Origin of the sequence: Streptosporangium longisporum, assembly GCF_039534895.1 — a bacterium.
In the GTDB taxonomy this organism is placed as follows: Bacteria; Actinomycetota; Actinomycetes; order Streptosporangiales; family Streptosporangiaceae; genus Streptosporangium; species Streptosporangium longisporum.
The window spans coordinates 138,753-165,144 of record NZ_BAAAWD010000010.1; the positions used below are offsets into that span (position 1 = coordinate 138,753).

General features: G+C 73.9%; 30 protein-coding genes. 9 read left to right on the top strand and 21 right to left on the bottom strand.

Annotated features, from left to right (window positions below):
• Window positions 1–216: 216 nt before the first annotated feature.
• Entirely contained in the window at window positions 217–828 is a 612-nt protein-coding gene (locus ABD832_RS19480) for a TetR/AcrR family transcriptional regulator (protein ID WP_344897170.1), read from the bottom strand.
• Between the two features lie 190 nt (window positions 829–1,018).
• On the bottom strand, window positions 1,019–1,495 hold the full coding sequence (locus ABD832_RS19485; RefSeq protein ID WP_344897172.1) for an NUDIX hydrolase: 477 nt from the start codon (window positions 1,493–1,495) through the stop codon (window positions 1,019–1,021).
• 279 nt (window positions 1,496–1,774) lie between these two features.
• Here ABD832_RS19485 and ABD832_RS19490 point away from each other — a divergent pair, with 279 nt between their 5' ends.
• The gene (locus tag ABD832_RS19490) at window positions 1,775–2,329 is read left to right on the top strand and encodes a hypothetical protein (protein WP_413224448.1); all 555 of its coding nucleotides are present in this window, start codon (window positions 1,775–1,777) and stop codon (window positions 2,327–2,329) included.
• A gap of 151 nt (window positions 2,330–2,480) precedes the next feature.
• Here the strand turns inward: ABD832_RS19490 and ABD832_RS19495 are convergent, their stop codons facing one another.
• Entirely contained in the window at window positions 2,481–3,176 is a 696-nt protein-coding gene (locus ABD832_RS19495) for a lytic polysaccharide monooxygenase auxiliary activity family 9 protein (protein ID WP_344897175.1), read from the bottom strand.
• Window positions 3,177–3,439: 263 nt separating this feature from the next.
• Between ABD832_RS19495 and ABD832_RS19500 the strand changes: the two genes are divergently transcribed.
• Genes ABD832_RS19500 through ABD832_RS19510 form a run of 3 tightly spaced genes read left to right on the top strand, consistent with a single transcriptional unit; the run spans window position 3,440 to window position 6,904 of the window.
• The gene (locus tag ABD832_RS19500; RefSeq protein ID WP_344897178.1) at window positions 3,440–4,048 is read left to right on the top strand and encodes a TetR/AcrR family transcriptional regulator; all 609 of its coding nucleotides are present in this window, start codon (window positions 3,440–3,442) and stop codon (window positions 4,046–4,048) included.
• A gap of 19 nt (window positions 4,049–4,067) precedes the next feature.
• Window positions 4,068–6,122 carry an alpha/beta hydrolase gene (locus tag ABD832_RS19505; protein ID WP_344897181.1) on the top strand — a complete coding sequence of 685 codons (2,055 nt, stop codon included), beginning with the start codon at window positions 4,068–4,070 and terminating at the stop codon, window positions 6,120–6,122.
• 41 nt (window positions 6,123–6,163) lie between these two features.
• Complete coding sequence (locus ABD832_RS19510) at window positions 6,164–6,904, top strand: GNAT family N-acetyltransferase (RefSeq protein ID WP_344897183.1); 741 nt, start codon at window positions 6,164–6,166, stop codon at window positions 6,902–6,904.
• Between the two features lie 91 nt (window positions 6,905–6,995).
• Here the strand turns inward: ABD832_RS19510 and ABD832_RS19515 are convergent, their stop codons facing one another.
• The 9 genes from ABD832_RS19515 to ABD832_RS19555 form a co-directional block, all read right to left on the bottom strand.
• Complete coding sequence (locus ABD832_RS19515; protein ID WP_344897186.1) at window positions 6,996–7,763, bottom strand: MBL fold metallo-hydrolase; 768 nt, start codon at window positions 7,761–7,763, stop codon at window positions 6,996–6,998.
• 61 nt (window positions 7,764–7,824) lie between these two features.
• Entirely contained in the window at window positions 7,825–9,207 is a 1,383-nt protein-coding gene (locus ABD832_RS19520; protein WP_344897189.1) for a BNR repeat-containing protein, read from the bottom strand.
• Window positions 9,208–9,355: 148 nt separating this feature from the next.
• On the bottom strand, window positions 9,356–10,042 hold the full coding sequence (locus tag ABD832_RS19525; RefSeq protein WP_344897192.1) for a hypothetical protein: 687 nt from the start codon (window positions 10,040–10,042) through the stop codon (window positions 9,356–9,358).
• Between the two features lie 49 nt (window positions 10,043–10,091).
• Window positions 10,092–10,640, bottom strand: a complete 549-nt coding sequence (locus ABD832_RS19530) for a hypothetical protein (protein ID WP_344897195.1) — start codon at window positions 10,638–10,640, stop codon at window positions 10,092–10,094.
• On the bottom strand, window positions 10,573–11,532 hold the full coding sequence (locus ABD832_RS19535) for a hypothetical protein (RefSeq protein ID WP_344897198.1): 960 nt from the start codon (window positions 11,530–11,532) through the stop codon (window positions 10,573–10,575). The genes ABD832_RS19530 and ABD832_RS19535 overlap by 68 nt, the downstream gene beginning before the upstream one ends.
• Window positions 11,529–12,386, bottom strand: a complete 858-nt coding sequence (locus tag ABD832_RS19540) for an ABC transporter ATP-binding protein (RefSeq protein WP_344897201.1) — start codon at window positions 12,384–12,386, stop codon at window positions 11,529–11,531. The genes ABD832_RS19535 and ABD832_RS19540 overlap by 4 nt, the downstream gene beginning before the upstream one ends.
• Window positions 12,356–13,222: a zf-HC2 domain-containing protein gene (locus ABD832_RS19545; RefSeq protein ID WP_344897204.1), complete on the bottom strand. Its 867-nt coding sequence runs from the start codon at window positions 13,220–13,222 to the stop codon at window positions 12,356–12,358. The genes ABD832_RS19540 and ABD832_RS19545 overlap by 31 nt, the downstream gene beginning before the upstream one ends.
• Entirely contained in the window at window positions 13,219–13,809 is a 591-nt protein-coding gene (locus ABD832_RS19550) for an RNA polymerase sigma factor (protein WP_344897207.1), read from the bottom strand. The genes ABD832_RS19545 and ABD832_RS19550 overlap by 4 nt, the downstream gene beginning before the upstream one ends.
• An 83-nt stretch (window positions 13,810–13,892) precedes the next feature.
• Window positions 13,893–14,360: a MarR family winged helix-turn-helix transcriptional regulator gene (locus tag ABD832_RS19555; protein ID WP_344897210.1), complete on the bottom strand. Its 468-nt coding sequence runs from the start codon at window positions 14,358–14,360 to the stop codon at window positions 13,893–13,895.
• A 43-nt stretch (window positions 14,361–14,403) separates the two neighbouring features.
• Between ABD832_RS19555 and ABD832_RS19560 the strand changes: the two genes are divergently transcribed.
• Complete coding sequence (locus ABD832_RS19560) at window positions 14,404–14,883, top strand: MarR family winged helix-turn-helix transcriptional regulator (RefSeq protein WP_344897213.1); 480 nt, start codon at window positions 14,404–14,406, stop codon at window positions 14,881–14,883.
• 68 nt (window positions 14,884–14,951) lie between these two features.
• Here ABD832_RS19560 and ABD832_RS19565 read toward each other — a convergent pair whose 3' ends face one another.
• The 3 genes from ABD832_RS19565 to ABD832_RS19575 all read right to left on the bottom strand — a co-directional run bounded on the left by ABD832_RS19565 (window position 14,952) and on the right by ABD832_RS19575 (window position 17,482).
• Window positions 14,952–16,079, bottom strand: a complete 1,128-nt coding sequence (locus tag ABD832_RS19565; protein ID WP_344897216.1) for a methyltransferase domain-containing protein — start codon at window positions 16,077–16,079, stop codon at window positions 14,952–14,954.
• Between the two features lie 147 nt (window positions 16,080–16,226).
• Window positions 16,227–16,382: a hypothetical protein gene (locus ABD832_RS19570; protein WP_344897219.1), complete on the bottom strand. Its 156-nt coding sequence runs from the start codon at window positions 16,380–16,382 to the stop codon at window positions 16,227–16,229.
• Window positions 16,383–16,504: 122 nt separating this feature from the next.
• Window positions 16,505–17,482, bottom strand: a complete 978-nt coding sequence (locus ABD832_RS19575; protein WP_344897222.1) for a CPBP family intramembrane glutamic endopeptidase — start codon at window positions 17,480–17,482, stop codon at window positions 16,505–16,507.
• A gap of 46 nt (window positions 17,483–17,528) precedes the next feature.
• Between ABD832_RS19575 and ABD832_RS19580 the strand changes: the two genes are divergently transcribed.
• Window positions 17,529–18,152: a TetR/AcrR family transcriptional regulator gene (locus ABD832_RS19580; RefSeq protein ID WP_344897225.1), complete on the top strand. Its 624-nt coding sequence runs from the start codon at window positions 17,529–17,531 to the stop codon at window positions 18,150–18,152.
• A gap of 131 nt (window positions 18,153–18,283) precedes the next feature.
• On the opposite strand, the gene ABD832_RS19585 is transcribed toward ABD832_RS19580, so the two are convergent.
• Genes ABD832_RS19585 through ABD832_RS19595 form a run of 3 tightly spaced genes read right to left on the bottom strand, consistent with a single transcriptional unit; the run spans window position 18,284 to window position 21,171 of the window.
• Window positions 18,284–19,081, bottom strand: a complete 798-nt coding sequence (locus ABD832_RS19585) for an NAD-dependent epimerase/dehydratase family protein (protein WP_344897228.1) — start codon at window positions 19,079–19,081, stop codon at window positions 18,284–18,286.
• A 57-nt stretch (window positions 19,082–19,138) separates the two neighbouring features.
• Entirely contained in the window at window positions 19,139–20,122 is a 984-nt protein-coding gene (locus ABD832_RS19590) for a glycosyltransferase family 2 protein (protein WP_344897231.1), read from the bottom strand.
• 5 nt (window positions 20,123–20,127) lie between these two features.
• Window positions 20,128–21,171 carry an iron-containing redox enzyme family protein gene (locus tag ABD832_RS19595; protein ID WP_344897234.1) on the bottom strand — a complete coding sequence of 348 codons (1,044 nt, stop codon included), beginning with the start codon at window positions 21,169–21,171 and terminating at the stop codon, window positions 20,128–20,130.
• Between the two features lie 162 nt (window positions 21,172–21,333).
• Between ABD832_RS19595 and ABD832_RS19600 the strand changes: the two genes are divergently transcribed.
• A complete protein-coding gene (locus tag ABD832_RS19600; protein WP_344897236.1) occupies window positions 21,334–21,753 on the top strand; it encodes a pyridoxamine 5'-phosphate oxidase family protein in 420 nt (139 codons plus the stop codon).
• Window positions 21,754–21,849: 96 nt separating this feature from the next.
• Here ABD832_RS19600 and ABD832_RS19605 read toward each other — a convergent pair whose 3' ends face one another.
• Together ABD832_RS19605 and ABD832_RS19610 are read right to left on the bottom strand one after the other, a co-directional pair.
• Entirely contained in the window at window positions 21,850–22,836 is a 987-nt protein-coding gene (locus tag ABD832_RS19605) for an Acg family FMN-binding oxidoreductase (protein WP_344897239.1), read from the bottom strand.
• Entirely contained in the window at window positions 22,836–23,009 is a 174-nt protein-coding gene (locus ABD832_RS19610) for a hypothetical protein (RefSeq protein WP_344897242.1), read from the bottom strand. The genes ABD832_RS19605 and ABD832_RS19610 overlap by 1 nt, the downstream gene beginning before the upstream one ends.
• Window positions 23,010–23,342: 333 nt before the next feature.
• Between ABD832_RS19610 and ABD832_RS19615 the strand changes: the two genes are divergently transcribed.
• Entirely contained in the window at window positions 23,343–24,191 is an 849-nt protein-coding gene (locus ABD832_RS19615) for a universal stress protein (RefSeq protein WP_344897245.1), read from the top strand.
• 111 nt (window positions 24,192–24,302) lie between these two features.
• Here the strand turns inward: ABD832_RS19615 and ABD832_RS19620 are convergent, their stop codons facing one another.
• Window positions 24,303–25,268 (bottom strand): GlxA family transcriptional regulator, encoded by a 966-nt coding sequence (locus ABD832_RS19620; protein WP_344897248.1) that lies wholly within the window; start codon window positions 25,266–25,268, stop codon window positions 24,303–24,305.
• Between the two features lie 165 nt (window positions 25,269–25,433).
• Between ABD832_RS19620 and ABD832_RS19625 the strand changes: the two genes are divergently transcribed.
• Entirely contained in the window at window positions 25,434–26,390 is a 957-nt protein-coding gene (locus tag ABD832_RS19625) for a proline dehydrogenase family protein (protein WP_344897251.1), read from the top strand.
• The last annotated feature ends 2 nt before the right edge of the window (window positions 26,391–26,392 follow it).

A 26,392-nucleotide genomic window follows, 5' to 3' on the forward strand; every position in this document is an offset into this window, starting at 1 on the left:
ACTGCCGACCAGACTTCCCGGCGCACCTGTGGCATCCACCTTACCGGTGGTCCCGCTGGAATCCGATGGGCGGGGGCACGCGACCGCTCTGTTCCGTCCTGCCGCGTCCCGCTGTGTCCGGTTCCATCCTGTATCGTCCGACTACGGCTTTGTTCGCCGTGTTCCGTCCCGCCCGAGCCGGGCCGTTCCGGTCCCGGGCGCTCCCCGGGAGCATGATCAGGCGGGGGTGATCCCCGCGTCCGTGAGCTCGGAGCGGTGCCGGGGGCCGGGGGCGGGGGCCGGCCGGGGCGTCCTGCGGCCCCTTCCCAGCAGGCGGATGCCGGTCAGCCGCAGGCTGCGGTGCAGCTCCTCGTCGGACAGTTCGGGGAACGACGCCACCGCGCTCATCAGCCCGGCCAGTGCCGCGGTCAGGTAGACGCGTTCCCACGCCTCGGTCCGCCCGTCGTTGCACAGGCCGCGCACCTGGTCGCGGTAGCGGTCCATCCGCTCCCGGATGGCCGGCCTGGTGCGGATCTCGGGATCCCGCTCCAGCAGGGCTATCACGATCCGGTGCTCGACCAGGAAACCGATGAAACCGTCCAGCGGGGGGCGGGCGCACCCGGAGCCGTTCTCCGCGGAGAGCCGTTCGAGGTCGGCCAGGGCGGGGGCGAGGGCCGCGTCGAGCAGCGCGTCCTTGGTCCGGAACAGGCCGGTGACGGCCCTGCCGGACAGGCCGGCGGCGGAGGCGATCATCTGCAGGGTCGTACGTTCGTAGCCGTTCGCCGAGAACAGGCCGAGCGCCGCCCGGGTCACCTGGTCGTTGCCCTGTGCCGGCACGGTCATGGTCATGGTCATTTTCTCCCCGTCGTCGCAGCGCCCCGCGAGTGGCTCTGGCGTGAGGGGTAACAATGCATATGCGCAGGTCATTTCCACTTTTAGGGGATTTTACCGTCGCCGGTGACGCCCCTCCCGGTGCTTCGTCGAAGGCACCGTCGGCCGCCCGTCCGGCCGCCCGTCCGGCCGCCCGTCCGGCCGCGCTCTAGGAGGTCATGCGGCGCAGCATCCGCAGCGTCCACGGCGGGCAGTCCGGATCGGCCTCGGCCTCGGCGAGGGTGAGCCAGACCGTCTCCGCGACCTCCAGGACAGCGGCGGGGACGGGCCTGGCCTGGTCCGGCATCCGGCCGGAGAACGTCACGTTGATCACCGGGTCGCCGTCGTCGGTCACGAAGAACGTGCTCTCCACGTAGGTGAGCCCGATTTCCGTGATGTCGACGCCGATCTCCTCCATGACCTCCCGGCGCGCGGTCTCCTCCAGCACGTCGACCCCGGCGCCCTCGATCTCGACCTTGCCGCCGACCCCGGCGAGCACACCGGGGGCGTGCGCCTCCCGCGCGCCACGCCTGATGAGCAGCCAGCGGTCGTCCCTGCGAAGGAAGACCTCGACGTTCACGACGAAGGCCGGTCGGCCGCCTCCGGTCGTACAGGCCCGCACGCCGGGCGTGGATGCGCTCGTCATGTCCGGAGACTCTACGCAAGGACCACCGCTTTCGATCATCGAACGGCAACTCTCACGCCACCCGGTGCCGTGGGACACGACCGGGTCCGCCGTACGGGCGCACGTCGGCGGTTCCACGGGGTACGGGCGGGACCCGGCAGGGCCGAAAGTCCCATGGGGGAGGGACGTTTGGGGCCGGACGGGGTGTCGTTGGGCACTGTGGGCGAAGGCGGGCAGGCGATGGAATGAGGACGTAAGAGAGAGCGGAAATCACCACAGCGGATGGAAAGGGGAGCCGTCATGGCCACCACGAACGCACGAGGCACCAATGCCGGGCAGGTCATGGACGCCACCTTCACGCCGGAGGCACACCGGCCGGCGGCCTATGCCTGGGCGATCACCCGGATCGGGCTGGGCTTCATCTTCCTGTGGGCCTTCCTGGACAAGACCTTCGGCCTGGGGTTCGCCACCCCGGCCGAGCGGGCCTGGCTCAACGGAGGCAGCCCCACCACCGGTTTCCTGAAGGGCACCGGGGAGAACGCGCTGGGCGGGGTGTTCACCGCGCTGGCCGGACAGGGGTGGGTGGACTGGCTGTTCATGCTCGGCCTGCTGGGCGTGGGCACCGCCCTGCTGCTGGGCATCGGCCTGCGCATCGCCGCCGTGGCGGGCGGCCTGATGATGGTCCTGATGTGGGCCGCGGCGCTGCCGCTGGAGACCAACCCCTTCCTCGACGACCACCTGATCTACGCGGTGGTACTGGCCGGGCTGGCGCTGAGCGGAGCCGGTGCCACCTGGGGCCTCGGCGCCCGGTGGGCGGCCACCGACCTGGTACGCCGCCATCCCGTCCTGCGCTGACCCTCCGCAGAGCACGAAAGGCCCGCTTCCCGCACCGCGCGGGGAGCGGGCCTTTCGCCGTTCCTGGCTCCGGCCCTTCCGGGTCCCGCCCTCGCCCTGGTCGGCGGGCCGGCCGCTGACGCCGGACGAGGGGACGGTCGATCCAGGGGGCTCAGGTGAAGTTCACGTCACTGCAGATGTAGTACGACTGGTCCATGTGCGAGGCCTGCCAGATCGTGTAGACGACCGCCCGCCCGCTGCGGCCGGAGGTGTTGACGTCGATCAGGTAGTTCTGGCTGGGCGCGTACCGGCCGGTCGTCTTGACCAGTTGCAGGTCGTTCCAGGTCAGCGGCCGGGTGGCCGGATCGAAGCCCGGGCGGGTGATGTAGACCCGGAAGTAGTCGGCGCCGTGGCTGGCCTGGTCGTACAGGCGCAGGGTGAAGTTGGCGCCGATGTTCGTCGTCTTCCAGGCGCCGACGGTGTCCAGGGCGGTGTACCGGCCGCCCTGGGTGCGGCCGGCGCTGCACAGCTGGCCGTTCGGGACCGCGGCCTGGTGGTTGCCGCCGACGCCTTCGCGGTAGAGCCCGTTCCAGTTCCACATGGCGTTCGTGTCGGTCCGCCACGCCTGCCAGCACATCGGGTCGGACTGCTGCATGGCGGGGTTCTGGAAGTCGTTGCCCCAGCGTAGCCAGCAGCCGTAGTTGCGCGACGCCGGATCGACGACCGATCCGTGCGCGGAGGCGGAGCTCGCCCAGGGGATCATGGCGAGCACCAGTGCGGTGAGCAGGGCCACGGCGCGGAACGCCGAGCGGCGTCGTGCGGGGGTCGTCGTCCTGGGGCGTGGTGCGGGGAGTGCAGGACGGTGCATCGTGCGTTCTCCTCTTCCGGCGGGGGGTTCCGGGAAATGGGAGCGCTCCCATGCGCTATGGCGATATTACCTGACAAAGTCGCGTTGGGAAGTGTCAAGGTAAGAAGTTGAAACTTTCAGGCCCCCGCTTCGTGATCCTTCTCCGTGTACGGGTGATCGTCGGGACCGGTGTCGGCAGGGCACTTACGAAACATCGGTAGCGAAATACAAGACCGGGCTTGTACTCTCAATTTCGCTACTCACGTATCGAAAATAGGGGGAGCATGACCGAGAGCCGTCGCGGCCGGCCCCGCGACACCGACATCGACGAGCGCGTCCTGCGGGCGGCCACCGCGATGCTCCTCGAACACGGCTATGCCGGGCTGTCCCCCAACGAGGTCGCCGAACGGGCCGGGGTGGCCAAGACCACGCTCTACCGCCGCTGGCCGACCAAGGACCACCTGGCCATCGCGGTGGTCGCCCGGCTGCAGGAGGACGACGAGATCACCGACACCGGTGACATCCGGCGCGACCTGACCGGCTACATGGTCAAGATCGCCGCGGCGCTCGAACGCATGCGGTCCGCGGGCAGACCGGCCGGGGACCACGACGCGTCGGCCGGGGTGGTGGCCGAACTGGTCGCCGCGGGCGCGCGTCACGACGACATCGGGCGGCTGGGACGCGAGGTCTTCGCCCGGCGCAACGCCCTGGCCCTCGCCCTCATCACCCGGGCCCGCGAACGCGGGGAGCTCCGCCCCGGTCTCGACCCCGTCGTGCTCCTCGACCAGCTCGCCGGAGCCCTCTACTACCGCGTCCTGATCACCGGGGCCCCGGTGGACCGCGCCTACACCGAACGCCTCGTGGCGACCGCCCTCGACGGCGCCCGGAACTGACGAAGGAACGCCCCCCGCGATGCCCCTCCTCCCGCCGAAGCACCTCGCCGCCGCCCTGACCGCCCTCGCCACCGTCCTCGTCACCGTCACCGCACCGGCGTCCGCCGCGCCGCCTCCGGCCGCGTCGCTCTCTGCCACACCAGTCCCGGCCTCGCCCTCGTCGGCCGTGTCACCCCCGGCCGCGCCACCTCCTGCCGCGTCGTCCTCCGCTGTCGCGCAGAACACCCCGGCCCTGGAGGACCGTCCCTGTCCCGTACGGCTGCCCGAGGGCACCCGGTGCGGATACCTCGTGGTCCCCGAACGGCGTGACCTGCCGAATGGGAGGAGTACCAGGGTGGGCTTCGCCGTCCACCGCTCCACCGACGCCGGACGCAGGCCGGACCCGGTCGTCTTCACCAGCGGGGGCCCGGCCTCCGCCTCGATCCCGCTCACCGGCCTCATGGTCGAGATGTTCCGGGACCGGGACGTGGTCGTCCTGGAACAGCGCGGGAGCAGATGGTCCAGCCCTTCGCTCGGCTGCCCGGAGACGGTACGGGCGATGCTGGACACGCTCGCCACCCCGGGGCAGGCGGCGCGGGAGACGTCCGTGATCGCCGCCGGTGCGGCGGCGTGCCGCGAACGGCTCGGCGTGGACCTGCGGGGGTACCGCACCGGGGAGATCGCCGCCGACGTGGTGGATCTGCGGCGGGCCCTGGGATACCCGCGGTGGAACCTGTTCGGGGTGAGCTACTCGACCCGGTCGATGCTGGCGGCCGCCGCCGCCGACCCGGAGGGCACCCGCTCGGTGGTGCTCGACTCCTTCCTCCCGGCCCCGGTGGACTGGTACGACCAGGCCACCCGCGACCTGACCGACACGGTCGCGAAGCTGGCCGGCCAGGGATGGCCCGGCCTTCCGGCGCGGTTCACGGAGATGGTCACCGCCCTGAACAGGACACCGGCCGTCGTCGCCGTCCGCGACCCGCTGACGGGCGGGCCGCTCACCCTGCGGCTCACCGGTGACGACGTGGCCACGATGCTCGGCGAGGCCATGCAGGCGGTCGAGGTCCTGCCGATCGTGCCGGTCCTCGTCGACGCGCTGGCGGCGGGCCGTCACGAGGTGCTCCAGCCGCTGGCCGACGCGGCAGGCCCCGGGCTGGCCACCCACGAGTACGGCCTCTACCACGCGGTGCAGTGCCAGGACGAGGTGCCGTACAACACCTTCGCCCCGGCGCGGCCCCGGCTGTTCACCGCGGTCCACGACCGCGCGGTCTGCGGGGAGTGGAGGCTGCCGCCCGCCACCGTCACCCCGGCCACCACGCGGGCGCCGGTCCTGGTGGTCGGCGGCGCGTACGACCCGACCACGCCCACCCGGACGGCCCGTCCCGCCGCCGGGGCACTGCCCGGTGCCCGGTTCGTCGAGTTCGCCGGGGTCGGGCACGCGGTCTTCGCGTCCAGCCGGTGCGGCAGGCAGACCATCGCGGTGTTCCTCTCCGACCCGGCGGCCGGGCCGCCCTGCGACCCGTCCAAGGCCACCTACCGGATCCTGCGGCCGGGGGAGCTCCACCTGACCTCCGCCCTCTACCGGGCCCAGCGTGAACCGTGGACGCTGTTGCCGGTCGTGCCGCTCCTGGTCGTCGCGCTGGTCCAGCTCGGCGCGGGACTGCGGCGCCCGCGCCGCCGCCTTCCCTCGCTGGTCGCGGGAGCGTCAGGCCTGGCCTTCATCGGCCTGACGGCCGTCACGCTGTACGGGACGATCGCGGAGAACGAGATCGTGGCGGCGGTGGGCGTCCCCTCCGCAGTGCCCTGGTACGGCCTGCTGGTCGGACTCGCTCTCGCCACCACCCTCGTGGCCGCCGCCCGGGGCGCCGCCCGGCACCCGGCCGGTCGGGATGCGAGCGGTCGGGATGCGAGCGGTCGGGACGCGAGCGGAAGGGAGGAGACCGGTCGCGAAGCGGGCTCCGGGGGAGTCACCGCCGAGAGAACGGCCCCGGGGGAAGCGGGAGGGCCCGGGGCGTGGAGGCGCCGGGGCGTCCACCTGCTCGCGGGGTCGGTGTACGCGGGCTTCCTCACCTGGTGGTACCTGTACGCCGTGTGACCGTTGTCGGCGGGGGATCGATCGCCTATCGTCGGTCAGCGATGAACACCGACGTCGAGCCCGGACCGGCCCCCAGGCAGGACCCCGGACAGGGTCCCGGACCGGACTTCGGACAGGGTCCCGGACCGGACCCGGAACCGGGCCGTCCGGCGGACGGGCGGGGAGCCGCGGGCCGTGACGCGGGAGCGCCCGTCGGGCCCGTCCTGTCGCCCGGTCTGGAGATCCGGCCGATGCGCGACGACGACGCCGGACCGGTGCTCGCGATCTACCAGGCCGGCCTGGACGGAGGGCAGGCCAGCTTCGAGACGACCGTCCCGACCTGGGAGCGCTTCGTCTCCGGAAGACTGGCCCATCCGCGCTACGTCGCCGTCCTCACCGGCACCCCCGCCGGAACCGGCACCGGCACCCGTACCGGAATCGGCGCCCGTGCCGGGAGCGGTGCCGGCCCCGTTCCCGGTGAGGTCGTCGGCTGGGTGGCGGCCTCGCCGGTGTCGGCGCGCCCGGTGTACGCGGGCGTGGTCGAGCACAGCCTCTACGTCCGCCCGGGTCTTCGGGGCCGCGGTGTCGGCCGCGCGCTGCTGGCCGCGTTCGTCACCGCGAGCGAGGAGGCGGGCATCTGGACGATCCAGAGCGGGATCTTCCCCGAGAACACGGCCAGCCTCTCCCTGCACCTGTCGCTCGGATTCCGCGTGGTCGGCGTCCGCGAGCGCGTCGGCCGTCACCACGGGGTGTGGCGCGATGTGATCATGCTGGAACGGCGCAGCACGGTCGCGGGGACCTGACGGCGGGCCTTCTCGTGCGGATCCCCTCGCGGAACGTCCGGCGCACCGGTCCGGGCGGTCGGTCCGAGCCGGTCCGGGCCGGACCGGAGCGCTAGCCGATCGGGAAGACGGCGTCGGGAACGGCGTGCTCGACGGGGCCGGTGAACCGGGTGGAGGCGCGTTCCACCGCCTGCAGCGGTGTGAGGAACGGGCCCACGTGGGTGACGATCAACCGGCCCGCCCGGGCCGAGGCGGCCGTGTCGCCGGCCTCCTCGGGCGTGTGGTGCACCCGCTCGCCCTCGGCCGGTGCCTGCCCGCTGTCGGCCTCGCACAGCAGCACGTCGCATCCTTGGGCCAGGCTCGTCAGGTTCGCGCATGGCGCCGTGTCCCCGGAGTAGACCAGGGAGGCGTCCCCGTCCTCGACGCGTACGGCGAAGGCCGGCATGCCGTGCGCCACCTCGCGGCTGGTCAGGGTGAGCGGGCCCACCCGTGCCCGGTGCCCGTCGTGCAGCTCGTGGACGGCGAAGGCCGACTCGATCGGGCTGCGGGACGGGCCGTTGGTGAGGAAGTGCGCCAGCCGGTCGGCGATGCCCGGCGGGCCGTACAGCGGGATCGGCGCGCTGAGCCGTACGTCGGCGTAGAGGGCACCGTAGTAGGCGGTGAGCAGGTCGGCGCTGTGGTCGGCGTGCAGGTGCGAGATCCAGATCGCGTCCAGCTCGTCCAGCCCGACGTGCCGCCGGAGCCGGGCCAGCGTGCCGGTGCCCGCGTCCATCCACACCCGCGCGCCGCCGCCGGAGACCAGATAGCCCGAGCAGGGGTTGTCCACGTCCGGGTAGGGCGTCGCGCTTCCCAGGACGGTGAGACGGAGATCGTCGCTCATCCGCAGAGCGTAGAGCACTTGGCCTGCGGGATCGGAGGGCGGGGGGGCACCGAGGACGCGTTCAGGGCGGGGACGCGGCCGTCCTGACGTCGAGGACGCGCAGCGCCGAGGGCCTGGTGCCCTCCGACGCCTCCTGGTACATGATCGACATCAGGTCGTGGGTCCGGACGCGGGAGGCGTCGACCAGCACCTCGCCGAAGGCGTTCAGGCCGGTGCCGTCGTGGCGCGTCCTCCAGTCCGTCCAGCCGCTCGCGGCGCTCGCCGTCACGATGCGGCCCCTCGGCATGATCACGTAGGCGTCGTCGTTCCGGTCGAGCACCAGCCGGGAACGCCCGTGGTCGTCCAGCGGCTCGGGGAGCTCCCGTTTCCGCCAGCGGCCGTCGGCCCGCCGGGACAGGTGGAAGACGCGGCCGTGGGTGCGGCGCTGGGCGGCGAAGTCGCTGACGCACCGGGTGAAGCGGAGCGGGACGTGGCTGATCAGCACGTGGGGGCGGTCCTGGGAGTCGACGGCCTGCGCCTCCTGGTTGATCAGGGCGTGGTCGACCCCCAGCGGGTCCACCACGTGGCCCGGCGTGTCCAGCGACACCAGCAGGTCCGTCCCGGTCACGGCGGCCACGGCACCGTCCCCGGTCCTCCAGGTACGGCCCTCGTCGTCGCTGTGGACGTAACCGGTGTCGTGGTTGGAACACCCTCCCGGGTGGCAGAGCACCGCGCCGCCCCGGGCGTCCTCGCGCCAGGTGAAGGTCGCGTGCAGCCGCCCCCGGGTGTCGTAGCCGATGCCGTGCAGGTACATGTTGCGGGTGTCGCTGACGCCGAAGGCCGTGGTGTAGCGGCCCGCGGCCGACGACCACCGGCCGAGCCTCCTCCAGGTCCCGCCCGCGTACTCCGCCAGCTCGGACCAGCCGTTGCCGGAGTGGCCGGTCCGGTAGCTGAGCTGAAGGTCGCCCCGGGGCGTGTTCAGGAAGCGGGGATAGGTGATGTCGCCCAGGTCCACCCCGCACAACGACCGCTCCACCTCGCCGAACGCCGCCGCCGTCCACGCGGGTCCGCCGGCCCCGCCCGCGAGGTGCGGTACGGACCGGAGGTAGAAGACCCGGTTGCCGTGGGTGTCCATGGCCACGTGCAGCCGGCCGTCCTTCGCCGACACCCCGAGGGAGATCGTGTTGTGGGAGTCGTCGGCGCTGAGACGGTGGGGCAGCGCGACGACCTCCCACGGGCGGCCGGTGCCGGTCACGTCGCGCCGGGCGACCAGAGCGCGCCGGTCGGCCGTGTACCAGGCGGCGTACTGGTGGCCGCCGTGGGTGAGGATGCCGTCCTGCTGGTAGGAGGCCGTGTTGACCAGGCCGTCGTAGGAGACGAAGTACAGCGCCCGCGGATCGAGCGTCGTGTGCCCGGCGATCCCGACCGAGGGCGGGCCGGCCGGGCGGGAGGTCGGCGCGTCCACGGCCTCAGTGAAGCAGCCGGCCGTCACCCGATCAACCGGCTGCGGATCCGGTCCGGGACGATCCGGGGCCCGGCCGAGGGGGGCCCGGCTGAGGATGCGGTGTGCCGCCGGCCTCGCGAGGCGGCACCTGCATCCCCGGCCGGGCCCGTCAGGCCCGCGTGCGGCGCGTTCTTTCTCGCGCGTCGCGATGGGCCCAGGCGAGCACCAGGACCGGGAGCGGCAGCGCCGCCGACCACCAGGCGTGGACGACGTCCCACCGCGGGTCGCCGGGCTCCGGCCAGGCCGCGCTCCCCGGCAGGCGCGCCGCGACGGTGAGCGCGAGCAGCACCGCCGCGCCCGCGAGCGCGGCCTGCCTGCCCGGGTGGCGCCGTACCGCGAGCGCCGCTCCGGCCAGGGCCGCCAGCACGCACCCCGCCGCCTCGACGGCGGTGCCGGGCAGGGGCGGCGCGTCGCCGGGAGCGAGCCGTACGGTGACGATCGCGTACGTCACGCCCCAGCCCGCGGCGGCGAGCGCGGCGGCCATGAGGGTCCGTGTCCACTGGCGGATCCAGCGGGGTACCGGGGTGGCCGCGGTTCCGGTGTCCATGGCGTCCACCAGGGCGAAGGCGGCCGCCGTGCCGAGCAGCATCGCGGACGCCCGCAGGACGAGGAGCCCCAGACGGGGGTCGACGGGCTCGCCCGGCTGGACCACGGCCGCGAGAGCGGTGGTGAGCGGGGCCGCGACCGCCAGGGGCGTCCAGTCGGTCGCCCGCACCAGCGGGCGCAGCAGCGCGAGCAGCGGCGGCGCGCCGGGTGCCGGACGCGCCGGAGGTGTCCGTACTCCCGCGGTGGTCATCGGCCGCCTCCCGGGGTGCGGGGGTCGCGACGGGGAACGGCGGAACGGGTCACGGGCATGGGACGTCCTCGTCGGCGGGGAACTCGGAGCGCAGGCCCAGCAGCGGCAGCGCCTGCTCGACCGTCGTCTCGGGGGCGGTGAGCACGTCCCATCCCGCCCGTACCCGGCGGACCGCGTCGGGCCGCTCCAGCAAGCGGCGGGCGTAGCCGACCTCGGCGGCGCCGTAGCGCACGCCGAGCTGGCCGGGAAGCCGGAGCTCGCGGCCGTCGCCGCCCATCGGCACCCGGAGCTGCCACGCGGGCGAGGCCTCCTCGGAGTGCCCTCTGCGCCAGTCGTCCGGGCCGGGGGCCTCCAGCAGCGGCCCGGCGCGCCCGGCGAGCCAGAGTGCCACCACGGTACGGGCCCGGCCGGGACCGGCGCACCCGTGCTCCAGTCCGGTGACCGTGGCGGCCACCCGTCCGGCCAGCAGCGCGCGGTGCCGGCCGGGGTCGGTGGACCATACCGTCCAGGTCCGCGGCGTGCCCGGGTCGTCAGAGGCCGGGCCACCGGCCGGTACCTGCCGGATGACCGGGATCCGCTCTCGCGCCCGTCGCGGCACCACCGACACGATCGGCCGCAGTGCCCGCGCCCAGATGGAGATCCACGGCCGGTAGTCGGGGTGGGCGCAGTAGGAGACGCCGTCGTGCCGCTCGCACACCTGATCCGGCGCCTCCGGGGTGGCACGCGACACCGTCCCCGTCGCCGAGGGCGCCGCGGCCGTCGCCGAGGCTCCCGCCGGTACCGCGACGAGCAGGGCGGCCAGCGCCGCCACGACGCGGACGGGACGCGGGCCGTGCCGCAGCAGGGCCACGGCGGCACAGAACACCGTCACCGCGAGCAGGTAGACCAGATGCCACCCGGTGGGCCTGGCCCCCCCAGCTCACGTCGTGGCCGGAGATCACCGGCAGGAACCAGCCCCCGTACTCGCCCCGGGGATCACCGAGAACGGTGAAGGCCACCAGGAAGATCGCGACCGGTGGCGCGACCGGCCAGGGCGTCCAGCGGCCGAGCGCCGCACCGGCCGACGCGGCGAGCATCGTCAGCGCCACCCCGCCGAGCGCCTCGTAGGGGTCGAGCCGCCCCGCCGCCGTGTCGGACGCCGACACGACCAGCAGGTACGGGAAGATCATCGTGGCCGTGACCAGGCCGCCGGCGGCCGGTGCCGCCAGGACCACGGCCCGGGTGCGCGCCGCCTCGCGCGCGGGCATCGCGGCCAGCGTCTCGGGCAGGCCGTGCCTGCGGTCCCGGCTCGCGGCGAGGTGGGCGACGACCAGCACGGCCGCGGCGACGAGCGCCGACCCGGTGACCGTGTCGATCGCCACCACGGTCAGGTCGGGCAGCCAGGCGCCGCTTCGGACGGCCACCGACGCCAGTGCCAGTGCCGCCGCCGCCCAGGGGGCCGGGTGGCGCGCCAGGCGCCGTGCCTCGAAGAGCACCAGGGCCCCGTTCACGCGGTGGCCCTCGCGTCCCCGCCGAGCAGCAGCAGGTAGCCGTCCTCGACGCCGGGCTCGGCCGGGACGGCTCCCGGCGGCCGGGCGCCCAGGGTCCGGTAACGGCCGTCGGCGGTCCGCCAGAACAGCTCCGAGGCCGCCGGTGAGCGCTCGGACGACCAGACCCGGCCGGTGGCGGTGGCGGCCAGGCCGGCAGGGGTGCCGTCGAAGACCGCCCGGCCGCCCTTCATCACGACCACCCGCTCGCACAGCGCCGCGACGTCCTCGGTCTGGTGGGTGGACAGCAGCACGGTACGGCTCTCGCCGAGCCGCGACACCAGGGCGCGGAACCGCATCCGCTGCTCGGGATCGAGGCCGACCGTGGGCTCGTCCAGGATGAGCAGGCCGGGATCGCCGAGCAGCGCCTGGGCCAGGGCCAGCCGCTGCCGCATCCCGCCGGAGAGCCTGCGGACCTTAGTCCGGGCGCGGTCGGCCAGGTCGACCTCCGCCAGCACCCGGCGCACCTGCCGGTGACGCTCGTGCCGGCCGTTGAGCTCCTTGAGGATCGCGACGTACTCGGTCAGCTCGAAGACGGTGAAATGCGGGTAGAAGCCGGGATCCTGTGGCAGGTAGCCGAGGCGGCGCCGCAACTCGGTGCGCTGCGCGCGGTCGGCGGGGTCCAGGCCGAGGGCGCGGATCCGGCCGCCGTCGGGGGCGAGCGTGGTCGCCAGGATCCGCAGCAGGGTGGTCTTGCCCGCCCCGTTGGGGCCGAGCAGTCCGGTCACACCGGGCCCCAAGCGCAGGGTCGGGCCGTCGAGCACCACCTTGCGGCCGAATCTCTTGGTCAGTTCTTGGACGCTGACGGTCGGTTCCATCGGGGCTCTCCAGGGTCGAAGCGGGCACGCCGCAGGTGGACGAGGGGGATCAGGAGCACGGTCGCCGCGCCGTACAGGATCTGCGCGGCAGGGGAGAACAGCACCAGCCCGTCGCCGGTCAGTCCCCCGGTGGTCAGCACCGCGCAGGACCAGGCCACGATGAGCACGGCCGCCGAGACCGGCGGGGCGACGCGGGTCGCCAGGGCGAGCGTGGTGGCGGTCAGGGCGAGGGCCGGCAGCAGCCACGCGGCGGCCAGGCCCGGCGGGCCCGGCAGCAGCGGCGTGGCGAGCCCGGTCAGGACGATCGCGCACACCAGTACCGCGAGGGCGCGCAGCAGCAGCGACCGGGAACCCGCCATGGGCGTGGCGGCCTGCGTCTCGTGGACGGGGTCGACGCGCGGCCCGTAGGCCAGCGCGATCCCTGCCAAGGGGAGCACGGGGGCGACCGTGAGGAAGAACAACAGCGGGTGAACGGTCCACGCCGCGCCGGTGGAGTCGACGAGGTGGGCCACGGCCACGGCGGCGGCCACCGTCGCGGTCACGGCCACCAGCCAGCCCCGCGCCAGGGCGGGGGTCGCCGCCAGGAAGACGGCGACGTGCTCGGGGACGCCGCACCGCCGCAGGATCCGCGCGACCGGCCTCGGCCGCGGCCGGTCCACGGCGTCGGCGATCCTCTCCCACCCGGCCGTGAGCCATTCCCGCTCGTACGGCACCGCCTCACGGCAGCGCGCGCACCCCATCAGGTGGGTCTCCACGGACATGACCTGGACCGCTTCCAGGTGGCCCGTCGTGTAGCGCTCGATCAGCTCGCCGGGCAGATGCCACTGCGTGTTCACGCGAGATACCCCCTGAGCCGGGCCTTGGCCCGCATGACGCGGGTCTTGACGGTGCCCTCCGGAACGCCGAGCAGGTGTGCGGCCTCCCGCACCGTGAGGCCGTCGAGCACGGTGGCCTGGATGGCAGCGCGCAGGTCGGGGGAGAGCCGGGCCAGCGCGCCGCCCAGGTCGCCGTGCTCGACCCCGACCAGTACCGCGTCCTCGGCCGACTGGGTGACCGCGGAGGAGGCCGGGGAGCGGTGGTCCTCGGTCGGGAGCACGACGTCCCGGCCCGTGCCGGACCGCCGCAGCGCGGAGATGAGCCTGCGGACGGCGATGGTCCAGATCCACGCCGCCGCCTGTCCCTGCGCCGCGCGGTACCGGCGCGCGTCACGCCAGACGGCGACGAAGGTGTCCTGGATCGCGTCGTCGACGAGGTCGGGGTCGGCGCAGCGCCGGGCCAGCCGTGCCCGCAGCCAGGGGGCGTGCCGCTGGTGCAGGATCCTCAACGCCTCCGTCCGCCCGGCGACGACGGCCGCGAGCAGTTCGGCGTCGTCACTGAGCGGTCCGACGGGGGGCGGGTCGCGGCGAGGGAGAAAGGGGCGCACACTCGGGTCTATCGCAGGGTCGGCCCGGGCCGGTTCCCCGATCCGGAAATCACCGCGGGGGCCCCGCCTCCCGGGCCCGGGTGTCAGCGGGCCTGCAGGTTGGCCGACATCCGCGCCAGCACGTCGATCGCGGCCAGGTACTCCTCGGTGCCGATCCCCTCGGTGGCGCGGGCCCGGACGGCGTCCACCCGCACCCGCAGCTCCCCGTGCGCCCGGCCCCCGTCCGGGGTGAGGGCGAGCCGTTCCCCGTCCGACAGCCAGCCGCGCTCGCGCAGGTCGCCGGCCACGGGACGCAGGGTCGGCGTCTCCTCGTCGAGGAAGGGGGCCAGGACGGTGTCGAGCTCGGAGAGGGTGGGAGAGCCGGTGGGGGAGCCGGTGGCGAGGACGTTCAGGACCTGCCAGTGACGGCGGGTGAGCCCCTGGCCGGCGAGGAGGTCGTCCAGGGACCCCTCCAGGGCGCCGTGCAGGTGCTTGATCCAGTAACCGAGGGGACGTCCCTGCCCGATGATCTCGGAGGTCTCCATGGTGATCGCCTTTCTCGAGAGAAGCATGTTCTTTGACATTAACATGTCTTCTTACATGTACAATCGGGGCATGGAGGATGAGCAGGCGGTCGCCGCCGTCGAACGGGCCATGGTGGAGATCCGGCGCAGCCAGACCCGCCGGGCGCTCCAGCGTCTCGCGGCCGGAGCCGACCCCGGAGTGCCCGCCCCGCTCGATCCCGCCCTGTTCGGGGTGATCGACGCGGTGGAGGAAGGGGAGGGCGCCGTGACGGTCACCTCGGTCGCCGACCGGCTGGGCGTCGACCAGCCCCGCGCCAGCCGGCTGGTGGCCAGGGCGGTCGAGGCGGGGCTGGTCCGGAGGGTGGCCGACCCGGACGACGGCCGTCGCAGCACGCTGGAGCTGACCGCGCTCGGCGCCGAGCACGCCGAGCGGGTCCACCGGTTCCGCCGCGAGGTCTTCGGTGCGGCGATGCGCGGCTGGCCCGAGCGCGACCGGCGGGAGTTCGCCCGCCTGCTCACCGCCTTCGTGACGGAGCTGGGGGCGCGCCACCGCGGGACCGGGGACGGATGAGCCCGCCGGTCGCGCCCGACGCGGCGTCCGGGCCGGGGGCCCGCGTGCCCCGCCCGACGGAGGGCCCGTCATCCCGCGTCCCCTCCCGGATGTCCTGGATGTCCTGGGCGTCCCTGGCGGCCCGTGCGGTCAGGTCGGCCGGGGGCGGTGAACCGGACGACGAACGGTTGCGCACCGGAGACCCGGACCCGCTGCACGTGCGTCGGGACGAGGCCCCACCGGATGCCGGTGGCGATGTCACCGGCGTCGGGCAGCAGCAGCACGGCCGTGCCGGCCGGGGCCAGGACGCGCCGCAGCTCCGCCCACCAGCGCTCCGGGGAGGAGGCGAGCAGGCCGCCCGCGGCGACCTGGCCGCCCCAGGGCGGGTTGCACAGGACGCGGTCGGCCCCGCCGTCCGGCAGCGGCAGGCGGCCGGCGTCGGCCCGCGTGACGGTCACCGGCAGCGTGCCCGCGTTCTCCCGGGCGGCCCGCACCGCGTCCGGGGACAGGTCGAAGCCGCGGAGCAACACCCCCGGCCGCTGGGAGGCGGCCTCGATCAGCAGGGTCCCGGCGCCGCAGCAGGGATCGAGGACCGTCAGCCCCGGCCGCAGGTCGGCCATCCGCGCCATGGCGGCGGCCAGCGGAGGGTGCAGGGTCCCCGCCAGGGAACGCCGCTTGTAGTCGCGCCGGTGCAGGGGCCGGTCGGTGATCCTCAGCATGAGGGTGGCCCGCACGCCGTCGAGGGTCAGCCGCCACCCGGTGTGACCGGCGGGCGGCGCCAGGCCCGTGCGGCGCGAGTGGTACCCCACCCCCAGCCGGTGTGCCAGGACCCGGCCGACCGCGTCCTCGGCGTCGTAGCGGTTGAAGTTCCGCCCGCCCAGGAACGACGCCGAGACCTCGACGCCGGTGACCGGACCGGAACCGCCGTGCCGCCGCCGCGACCGCGTCAGCTCGTCGAGGTCGGCCTCATCGGCCAGCTCGGCCAGCCCGGAGAGTCCTTCCTTGGCGGTGCCGATGTCGGCCCCCTGCGCGGCCAGAAGGAACACGTCGTCGGCGGTGCTCAGCCCGACGGCCCGCGGCCCAGGGCGGAGGGTGTGAAAGTGGACTTCGCGATGCCCCAGACGGGTGACCGTCGAGAGCCCGGGCTGGAGGATCTCGGCGGCGACCGCCTGCTCCAGACCACGGAGGCACCGCGCCACCAGGCGCGCCGCCGTCACCGGACGGCGAGGACGCTGGGACGCGGAGCGGTGAGGAAACGTGCGCGTTCGCGCATGATGATCGTTCTTCTCCCACGTCGGCCCGAGGCGGCGCCACGCCGCCTCGCGTCACCGGCGACGGGACGACCTCGTCTCGCCGGTGGGGGCCTAACGCAGGCTGAAGAAGAACGCGAACGTCATGGAGGAGATGCTAGCGGGGCCGGGGCCGTACCGGCAATCGCCGCTCGCCGCGGGCAGGGCGACGCTCACCGCGCTCACCGCGCTCACCGCGCTCACCGCGCTCACCGCGCTCACCGCGCTCACCGCGCTCACGGTGCCCGTCGGTGCTCATCGCCCGCCGGGTGCTCACCGCTCAACGGTGCTACCGGCGCTCACCGTGCTCATCGGCGACCGGAGCGACCGGGGGCGGCCCGCGGTGACGGGCGCTACAGCAGGCCGAGCAGCGTGGGGGCGGCGTTCATCGCGCCGTGGACGGTGAGGACGGGCCACATCAGCCGGTACCGGCTCCACAGGTAGCCGAGGAACAGTCCCTGCACCCCCTGGCCGGCGAACACCGAGGCGAGATCGGTGGGAAGGTCGCCGGTGCCCTGGATGCCGATGTGCCAGGCCGCGAAGGCCAGCGAGGCGAGCACGACGGCGGGCCAGGGGCCGAGGAGGTGTTCCCACCGGGTCTGGAGCCAGCGCCGGTAGAAGATCTCCTCGATCAGGGCGTTGAGGACGAACACCGTGACCATGGTGACCAGCACCGTCACCGGGTCGAGGCCGGACGTCCAGTCGCCGTACGGCCGGGCGAACGGTCCGGCGAAGGACAGGACGATCCAGGCCGCCACCGGCACCGCCGGTCCGTAACGGCGCCACGCCGAGGGCCGCTCGCGCGCCTCCTGTCCCCTCGTGGCGTCGCGGCGTGCCGTACGGGACGACGGCACCGCTTCCCGGTCCGAGGCGTCGCGGCTTGCCGGTGCCGCCACCTCCCGGTCCGGCGCGCCACGGCGCGTCAGCCGGAACAGCAGCAGCGGAACCGCCACCAGCAGGACGAGCTTCAGGATCGTGTGCGCCGGCTCGGCGGCGTGGCCGGCCGTCACCAGGCGCAGCGTCACCGCGAACAGTACGGCGGCGGCCAGCAGGACGCCCGCCTGCAGTCGGAGCTCCCGCGTCACCGGCGCGCCGTCGCCCCGAGGCGGCCGGGGCGGCAGCAGCCGGGTGAGGAGCAGCCCGGCCAGGACCGGGACCCAGACGTGCCACATGGGCCGGGTGCCGCCGTGGTCGGCCGTGTACCTGATCTCGCCGCCGGTGGTCCAGGCCAGCCAGAGGGCCGATCCGGCGATCACGGCCAGGCCTGTGACCAGCACGGCCAGGGCGGGCGCTCCGGGGGACGGCGACCGTCGTGACGTCTTATTTAACACGTTTGTACTTTATAGGAAATCGTACGGGCGTGCTGTAATGGAAGCCATGCCGAAGATCGTCGACCATGAGCAGCGACGGGAGGAGCTCGTCCGCGTCGTGTGGCGGGTCATCAGCAGGGAGGGGATCGAGGGCGCGACGGTCCGCAGGGTCGCCGAGGCCGCGGGCGTCTCACCCGGCGGGCTGCGCCACTACTTCGACAACCAGCCCGCCCTGCTCGCCTTCGCGGCGCGGGCGATCGGCCGGAGCTTCGCCTCACGCATCGCCGGGCATCTGCGCGCCGATCTGCCGGGCGCGCGGCGCGCCCGGCTCATGCTCGAAGAGCTCCTCCCGCTGGACGAGAACCGCCGCGTCGAGGTGGACGTGTGGCTGGCCTGCCTGGTGCGCTCGCGCGTCGACGAGTCGCTGGCGGAGCTGCGCGCCACGGCCTGGGCGGGGGAGCGTCACGTCTGCCGCCTCGCCGTCGCCTCCTGCCGCGGGGTGCCGTTCCCCGAGGAGATCGGGCGGGAACTCGGCGACGCCGGACTGGAGCGGCACGCCGCACGGCTTCACGTGTTCGTGGACGGCCTGACGCTGCAGACCGCGACCCATCCGCATCTGTTCACGCCGGAGGACGTCCGCGCGATCCTCGACGAGGAGCTGCGCCTGCTGGGCGAGGCGCCGAGCCGCTGACGGCCCGCTTCCCGGAGAGACCGACGGTCCGCTCCTCGGAGAGAGGGGGACGGCCGTGGCGCGTTCCGGACGGGCGCTCACCCGAAGACCCGTTCCAGGAGGGGCCCACGCCCCCGGCGCTTCCCGGACGCTCACCCGCCGGAGAGGTGCCGAAGGGTGTAGTCGGCGGAGGCGAAGTCACCGCCCTGGGGGTCGTCGTCGCCCAGGTGACCCGCCGCCCCCGCGAACCGGTCCGCGTACGCCTCGGCGTCGTCGAGCGGACGGTATCCGAGCCGGTCGTCCAGCTGCCAGAACCGGCGCGTGTTGGCCGAGACCGCGTACACGGCGGCGAAGGTGACGTCCGGCCCGGTCAGCGCGGCCCAGACGAAGCCCGCGCAGTCGCGGGGGCTCAGCCAGGTGGCCAGGTGCCGGGGATCGGCGGGCTCGGTCTCCAGGCTGCCGATGCGCAGGCAGACCACCTGGAGCCCGAACTTGTCGGCGTACAGGCGGCCGAGCGCCTCCACGGCGACCTTGCTGACCCCGTACAGCCCGTCCGGGCGGGGAGGCATGTCCGCCGAGACCGTCCGGCCGGCCGGATAGCAGCCGGTCAGCCGGTTGCTGCTGGCCAGCACCACGCGCCCGACGCCGGTGCGCCGCGCGGCCTCCAGCACGTACTGGGTGCCCAGGACGTTGCCCTCCAGCAGGTCGGGGAGCGGAGCCTCGTCCGGGACCCCGGCCAGGTGCACGACCGCGTCGGCGCCCTCGACGACCGACGCCACCTCCCCGGCCGAGGACAGGTCGGACCGGCGGACCTCCTCGTTCGGCCCTTCAGCGGTCAGCGGCACCCGATCCACCGAGACCAACCGGCGCACCCGGGCGCGCAGCGGCCCCCGCAGCACGGACCCGACCCGCCCGGCGGCACCGGTGAGCACGACCGTCTCCATCGTCATGGGTCGCAGTCTGTCACCGGCCACCGACGCTTTCCCTCACCGGCCGGTCGCTTTCCCTCACCGGCCGGTCAGGACACGATCCGACGGCGGGAGCCTTCTGAGATGGCGGACGGGATGCGCGGGGGTCCGCAGGCGACGGCCGGCGTAGCGGACACCGCCGTGGACGACCCGCGAGGCCAGGGCCAGCCAGATGCAGGTGGCGCGCTCCAGCACCCAGACCGGCGCGAACAGCACGGTGACCGCGGGGAAGACCCTGCGCCCGCCCGCCTTCCTGCGGCCGGTCTCGGCCATCGCGACCGTCAGGGCGGCACCGGCGAGGATCGGCCGGGGACGGCGCCGCAGCAGGCCGGCGACCAGCAAAGGAGCGACGGCCAGGAAGAGCACCATCCGGGCCGGCTGCGCCAGGTCGTCGTAGGCCTGGCGGACCCGCTGCGACCAGAACCTGGCCGGATCCGGCGGCAGGCGGCGGACGTAGAGGTCCAGCGGGCGCTCCTCACGCCCGCCGTGGGCGCGGACGGTGCGGATGAGCTCCAGGTTCTCGAACAGCACGTCGCCGTCGTAGCCGCCCATCGCGACGAACGTCGAGCGGCGGATGCCGAACGTGCCGGGATAGTCGGCGCCCACGGCGCGGTTCAGCAGGCTGCGGGCGGTGTCCCAGCGGGCGTGCCAGGGCAGCGGGTCGAAGAAGTTCTGCGGGCGGACCAGGTCGGTGGTGCGCAGCAGGGCGTCGATCCTGGTGAGTTCGGCCTCGCCGTAGCGGACGTCGTCGTCGGCGATGACGACGTGCTCGGCGCGCGCCAGGCGCATGCCGGTGATCACCCCGTTGACCTTGCCGTTGGCGAACCGCAGGTCGGCGTCGGGGGGCACGTGACGCACCAGCCCCTTCCAGCGGTCGGCGTGCCGTTCGAACAGGGGGGAGGGGGAGCCGTCGACGACGGTGACGTTCACGAGCCCGCTGAGCCCGCGCAGGTACCCGGTCAGCTCGTCCAGGTCGCCGTCGTCGTCCCAGCGCAGCGGCAGGACGTAGTCCATGGTCGGCATGTCCGTCACCGGCCCGCCGCCATCAGGTCGGCCTGGCGCAGCGAGGAGACGCCGAGCCGCCAGCGGTCCATCAGGTGCTCGGCGAACAGGCGGTCCAGGGTCAGGCCGCAGGCCGCGCCGTACAGGACGTCCGGGGCGAGGCCGGGCTCGGCGTCGGCGAACCCGCCGCACATGTCGTGGGCGGCGATCTGCTCGTGGACGGCGTCGGCCTGGACGTGCTCGTCGTAGAAGCGGCAGGCCACGGCGTCCCCGCCCAGCCGCCGCAGCCCGCGCGCGTAGGTGAGGTTGGGCAGCGAGGAGGTCATCTCGAAGGCCGCGAGGTGCCCGAGCAGGGCACCGCGGTGGCGGCGGTGCAGGCCGAACAGCGACATGGTGTTGCCGATCGCCAGGGTGATGGCCGGGACCCGCTCCAGGTGGGCGCCGTAGGAGTCGTCCAGGTCCAGGGAGCGCATGGTGGCGCGGAACAGCTCCGAGTGCATGCGGTCCAGGCGGCCGCCGCCGTACTCGTCGATCTGGATCTCCACCAGGGCCGCCTTGGCCGGGCCGTGCAGGCGGGGGATGGCCCAGGTGTGCGGGTCGGCCTCCTTGAGGTGGTAGACCGAGCGGTGGGCGACGAACTCGCGGAACTGCTCCAGATCGGCCTTCCTGGCCAGGAAGGCGGCGAGCCCGGGGCCACCGTCGGTGGTCGCCACCAGGTCGGCGAGCGCGCGGCGCATGGGCGTGCCGCCCGGCGGGGGAGGGAGGGGGACGGTGCGGCGCAGGCCCTCCTCGAACAGACGCTCCAGGTCCTGTCGCACGGCGAGCAGGGAGGGGTTCCACTCCCACTCGTCGTCGACCTCCTCGAAACCCCGGTAGTGCAGCTCGTAACAGGCGAAGAGGGCCAGCTGCAGGTCCTCGTCGTACAGCACAGGTCCCTGAGGGGAGAAAAAAGGGGGCGGATCGAAACGGTGGGGCGGGCTCGCCAGCTCCTCGAAGAGGAAGGCGGTGAGGGGACCTCGGGGTGTGGGCAGCTTCATCGTGGACTCCCACTCGTCGAACACCTGTGCCATACGCACCTCCGTGCCCCCACGCCGCGGGGGCTAACCTGCGGGGGTGTCCGGCGGTGAGAACGCCTGGTCAGGGCCGCGACGGGACGGCCGGGGCAGATCGCCGGGAAGGAGGGGACTTTGGTCCCTAACGCCCGCCGAAGACCAGGAGGCAGCCTGGAGGGTATGAAGCTCGACTCGGCAGGTCTGCAGATCCTCTCCCGGCACGAGTGCGTGGCGCTCCTGGGGTCGGTCCCGATCGGGCGCATCGTGTTCACCGACCGCGCCTTGCCCGCGGTGCAGCCGGTCAACTTCGTGCTGGACGCCGAGCGGTTGGTGATCCGTACCGCCGTCGGTTCCAAGCTGGCCGCGGCGGCACAGGACGCGATCGTGGCGTTCGAGGCCGACGAGTTCGACCCGGGGACGCGTACCGGATGGTCGGTCACGGTGGTCGGGTCCGCACGGGCGGTGCGCGAGCCGGAGGAGATCGAGTACCTGGCCGGGCTTCCGCTGCACGCCTGGGCGCCGGGCAGCCGGGACCACTACATCGTGGTGGGGACCGAGCACGTCACCGGCCGCCGCCTGTCCTCGGTGGACGTGGGCTAGGAGCCCTTTCCGGGCCCGTCCCGGTGCGGTGTGCCCGGCCGCCCGCCGGCCGGGGAGCGGAGGGCAGGGGCCGGAGGCCGATAGCGGGGCCGGAGGTCAGCGTTCGTCGAGGATGTCGCCGACGGGACGCCGGACGGCCGAGGAGCCGTCGAACGTGACGCCCAACCTCATGATCATTTGCGGGTGTCGTCCGGCGCAGAGCTCCTCGCTCAGGAAGGCGCGCAGGTGGGGGTTCTCCAGGGCCTGGGTGTGGAAGGCCGCGCTGACGCCGTGGGCACAGGCGTGCAGCAGCAGACGCTGCAGGGCCTGCCCGGCGCCGACCCAGTCGGGACGCCGGTCACCGGAGGTGGTCAGGATCGCGACCACGCCGGTGGAGGTGGAGAAGAACTGGTCGTCGTCACCGCCCCAGGGGTGGCCGTGGGCGTAGTCGCGCTGGGCGAAGTGCGGGCGGGTGACCCGGGGCTCGCGCGGGTAACCCGTCGCCGGTACGCCGTCGGTCCGCCCGCTGCCCGGGCGACGGGCCCAGCGGGCCACCTCCAGGTCGGCCGGACGGTCCCGGGACAGGGCGTCCTGGGCGGCGCCGGTGATCTGGGCCAGGATCCGGGTCTCGGCCTCGGAGGACACCAGGTGCAGGTGCGCGTCCTCGGTCCCGGCGCGGGCGGCGAGGGCCCGCAGGAGCCGGTCGGGGACGGGAAGGTCGGTGAAACCGGCCCGGTGGGTACGCCGGCGTTCGATCTCGGCGTACAGCAGCCGGGTGTCGTCGTCGGCCGTCACGGCCTGACCGGCGCGCACGATGGCCACCAGGACGGGCCGGTCGGGGTCGGGCAGGACGCGCACCACGGGCTCGTGGCCCAGGGCGCGCAGCGCGAGCCGGACGTTGAGCAGGGCCGCGCCGCAGCCGATCAGCATCTGCCGGCCGGTGGCGTCGCCCAGGCGCAGCCTGCGCTCGTCGTCGGCGCGCAGCGCGAGCTCGGAGCCGTCGATGACGAACGACCAGGGCTGGGTGTTGTGCACCGACGGCGCCCACCTGCCCGCCTCGACCGCCGCGCGCAGCACCGAGGTGATCTCCGGGGAGGTCTCCATCACGCCCTCCCGGCGGTGCGTACCACGGCGACCGGGCAGCGGACGTGGTGCGGGCCTCCGTGGCCGCCCCGGTCGGGCGGCGGCCCGGTGAACCCGCCCGGCCCGCGCCCGTCCACCACGATCCGCACGGAGTCCGCGGCCGGACCGCCCGTTCCCACCAGGTACGCCGTCATGCGGGCCTCCTCGACGTGTCCGATCCTCGGTTCACCTCTCCATACGACCACGGCCCGGTTGGTCTCCACAGCGGCCGAACGACCCTCCCGGCAGGGACTTCGGTCCCATGGTGGCGCGATGGCGCGATGGCGCGATGGCGCGATGGCGCGATGGCGCGGTGGCGCGGTGGCGCGGTGTGCCCGCGTGTGGTGCGTCCTCCCGGCGGGAAGGGACGAAAGACCCTGTCCCGAGGCGGTGAGGTCGGGACCTGCGACCCTGGAACCGGGATGCCCGGCCGAGGTCCGATGGTGGAGGAGGATCCGACGGATCCTCCGGACGAAGGGAGAACGGCCATGTCCGGTCCGATCATCGCCGGGACCGACGGCTCCACCGGCGCGACCGCCGCCGTCGAGTGGGCCGCCGACGACGCCGCCCGCGCGGGCCTGCCGCTGCGCGTCGTCAACGCGGTGTACCCCCGGCCGAGCGACGTCCCCAGGTCCATCGTCCTCGAAGAAGACGTGATCACCGCCGACGCCCGCAGGGTGCTGGCCGAGGCCGAGGCCACGGTGCGCGCCCGGCGGCCCTTCGTCGAGGTGAGCACGGCCCTGATCGAGGGCCCGCCCCCGCTGGTCCTGCGCGACCAGGGACAGGCCGCCGAGGAGATCGTCATTGGCACCCGGGGGCTCGGCGGCTTCGCCGCGGCCGTCCTCGGTTCGGTCAGCATGCACGTCGCCGGGCACGCGCACTGCCCGGTCGTGGTGGTCCACCCGAGCGCCGGGCCGGCGCGCGACGAGATCACGGTAGGTGTCGACGACTCCGACGCCTGCGAACCCGCCCTCGCCTACGCCTTCCACCAGGCGGGCCTGCGCGGTGCCACGCTGCGCGCGGTCCACGCCTGGCAGCTCCCGGTGCACGCCTTCGCCCCGGAGGCCGCCTACGCCATGGACGACATCCGCGCCGCCCAGCACGTGGTCGTGGCCGAACGGCTCGCCGCCTGGCGGCAGAAGTACCCCGGGGTCGATCTCGTCGAGGACGTCCGGTGCGCGCACCCCGTCGACGCGCTCGTCGAGGCCTCCGAGGGCAGTGACATGCTCGTCGTCGGCTCCCACGGCCGCGGTGCCCTGAGCTCGCTGCTGCTGGGCTCGGTCAGCCGGGGTGTCCTGCACCACGCCCGCTGCACCGTGGCGGTCGTGCGCTCGTAGGGCCTGTGGTTCCCCGGCGGGACCGGCCGTCCGGTTTCCGGGAGTCCGGTTTCCGGGACGTCCGGTTTCTGGTACGTCCGGGACCGGGGGCGGACGGCTCGCGGAGCGCGCCTACCGTGACCGGTCACCCGCCGTGCCGCGGAAGGCGCGCCGGTAGTCATGGGGGGTGGTGCCCAGGCGCCGGGCGAAATGGTGGCGCAACGTGGCGACCGAGCCGAAACCGGCCCGTTCGGCGACGGTGGTGATCGGCTCGTCGGTGTTCTCCAGCCGGTGCTGGGCCAGCAGGACGCGCTGACCGGTGATCCACTGGAGCGGTGTGGTCCCGATCTCCTCGTGGAAGCGGCGGGCGAAGGTCCGCGGCGACATGCCGGCCCGTCGGGCCATGCCCCCCACGGTCAGCTCCTCGTGGAGGTTGGCCTCCAGCCAGCTCAGCAGCGGTGCCAGATGACCGGTCCCGGGCTTGAGGTCCGGGCGCTTGACGTACTGGCTCTGGCCGCCCTCGCGATACGGCGGGGCCACCATCCGCCGCGCGATGTCGCTCGCGACGGCGCTGCCCTGCTCCTTGCGTACCAGGTGCAGGCAGGTGTCGATCCCGGCGGCGGTGCCGGCGCCGGTGATGACCGGGTCGTCGTCGACGTAGAGGACGTCCGTCTCGACGCGGGCCAGGGGATGACGGCGGGCGAGCTCCTCGCCGTAGCGCCAGTGGGTGGTGCAGCGGCGGCCGTCCAGCAGACCGGCCTCGCCGAGCAGGAAGGCGCCGGAACAGATGCTGAGCACGCGCGCCCCGCGCCCTACCGCCGCCCGCAGCGCCTCGAACAGCTCCCCGGGATGGCGTACGTCCGGATCCGAGGCCGGTACGCCGACGAGGTCGGCCGACTCCAGCCGCTCCAGCCCGTGCGGGGTCTCGACCTGGAAGCCGTGCCTGGTCCGTACGCTCCTCCCGGTGGCGGAGACGACCGCGAAGTCGTAGGCGGGCAGCCCGTCGTCGCTGCGGTCGATGCCGAAGACCTCGCAGAACACCCCGAGCTCGAACGCGTGCCCGCCGTCGAGCGCCAGGACGGCGACATTGCTCAGCACCGAGGTCCTCCGAGTGGATGGGGCGAACCTGACATGAGAACCATGGCAGTAATTTCAGCATATTAGGCATTGCTGCCACTTTCTGTGCGGCCGGACGGCTGGAAGGCTGACACCGGGCCGCCCGTCCCCGCGGCGGTCCCTTCACCTTCGACAGCTAGGCGCACGATGACGATCACCCAGCTCACCGGTACCGACGACGCCTCCGCCGATGCGGCCCAGGTCCTGCGCACGCTCGCCCTGGACGAGGAGCTCAAGTGGCGGATCCCCGCCGACCCGGTGCTCGGCCCCATCGCCCGCCGGGTCGCCCGGCGCTTCGTGGCCGGTGACGGCCTCCAGGACGCCCTGGGACGCGTGGCGGAGGTCATCGCGAGCGGCCACCGTGCGAACGCCGAGTACATGGGGGAGAGCTGCCGCGACCCGGAGCGGTCCCGCACCGAGACGGACGTGTTCGTCGACGCCGCCCGCAGGCTCCCGCCGGGCTGCTCGGTCTCCCTCGACCTCTCGCACATCGGCCTGGCGATCGACGAGGAACTCGCCCTCGAGAACGCCACCCGCATCGCCCGGGCCACCGCCGACACCGGACGGGAGATGATCATCTCCGCGGAGGGCTCCGACCGCACCGACGCGGTCCTGTCGGTGCACCGCGGGCTGTGCGAGCGTTTCGGCCACGTCGGGATCACCGTCCAGGCCAGGCTGCACCGCACCGGCGACGACCTGCGGGCGCTCCTGGCCCTGCCGGGCCGCATCCGCCTGGTCAAGGGGGCGTTCCTGGAGCCGGAGGACCTCGCCTACGCCCGCGAGGACCCCGCGCTCCCCGCCGCCTACCTGCGCTACGCCGAGATGCTGGCCGACTCGGGACACGCGTGCTCGTTCGCGACCCACGACTGGGACCTGATCCACCGCATCGACCACCACCTCGGCGGGACCGGCCACAAGGACGCGCCGTGGGAGTTCGAGACCCTGCTCGGCCTCGGTCCCGACCGTCTCGCCGCGATGGCCGAACGCGGTCACCCCACCCGCGAGTACGTCGTCTTCGGCACCGAATGGTGGTTGTACGTGTGCAACCGGCTGGCCGAGGACCCCCGGCGCCTGTTCCAGGCCCTCACCGACGCCACCGCCTGAGT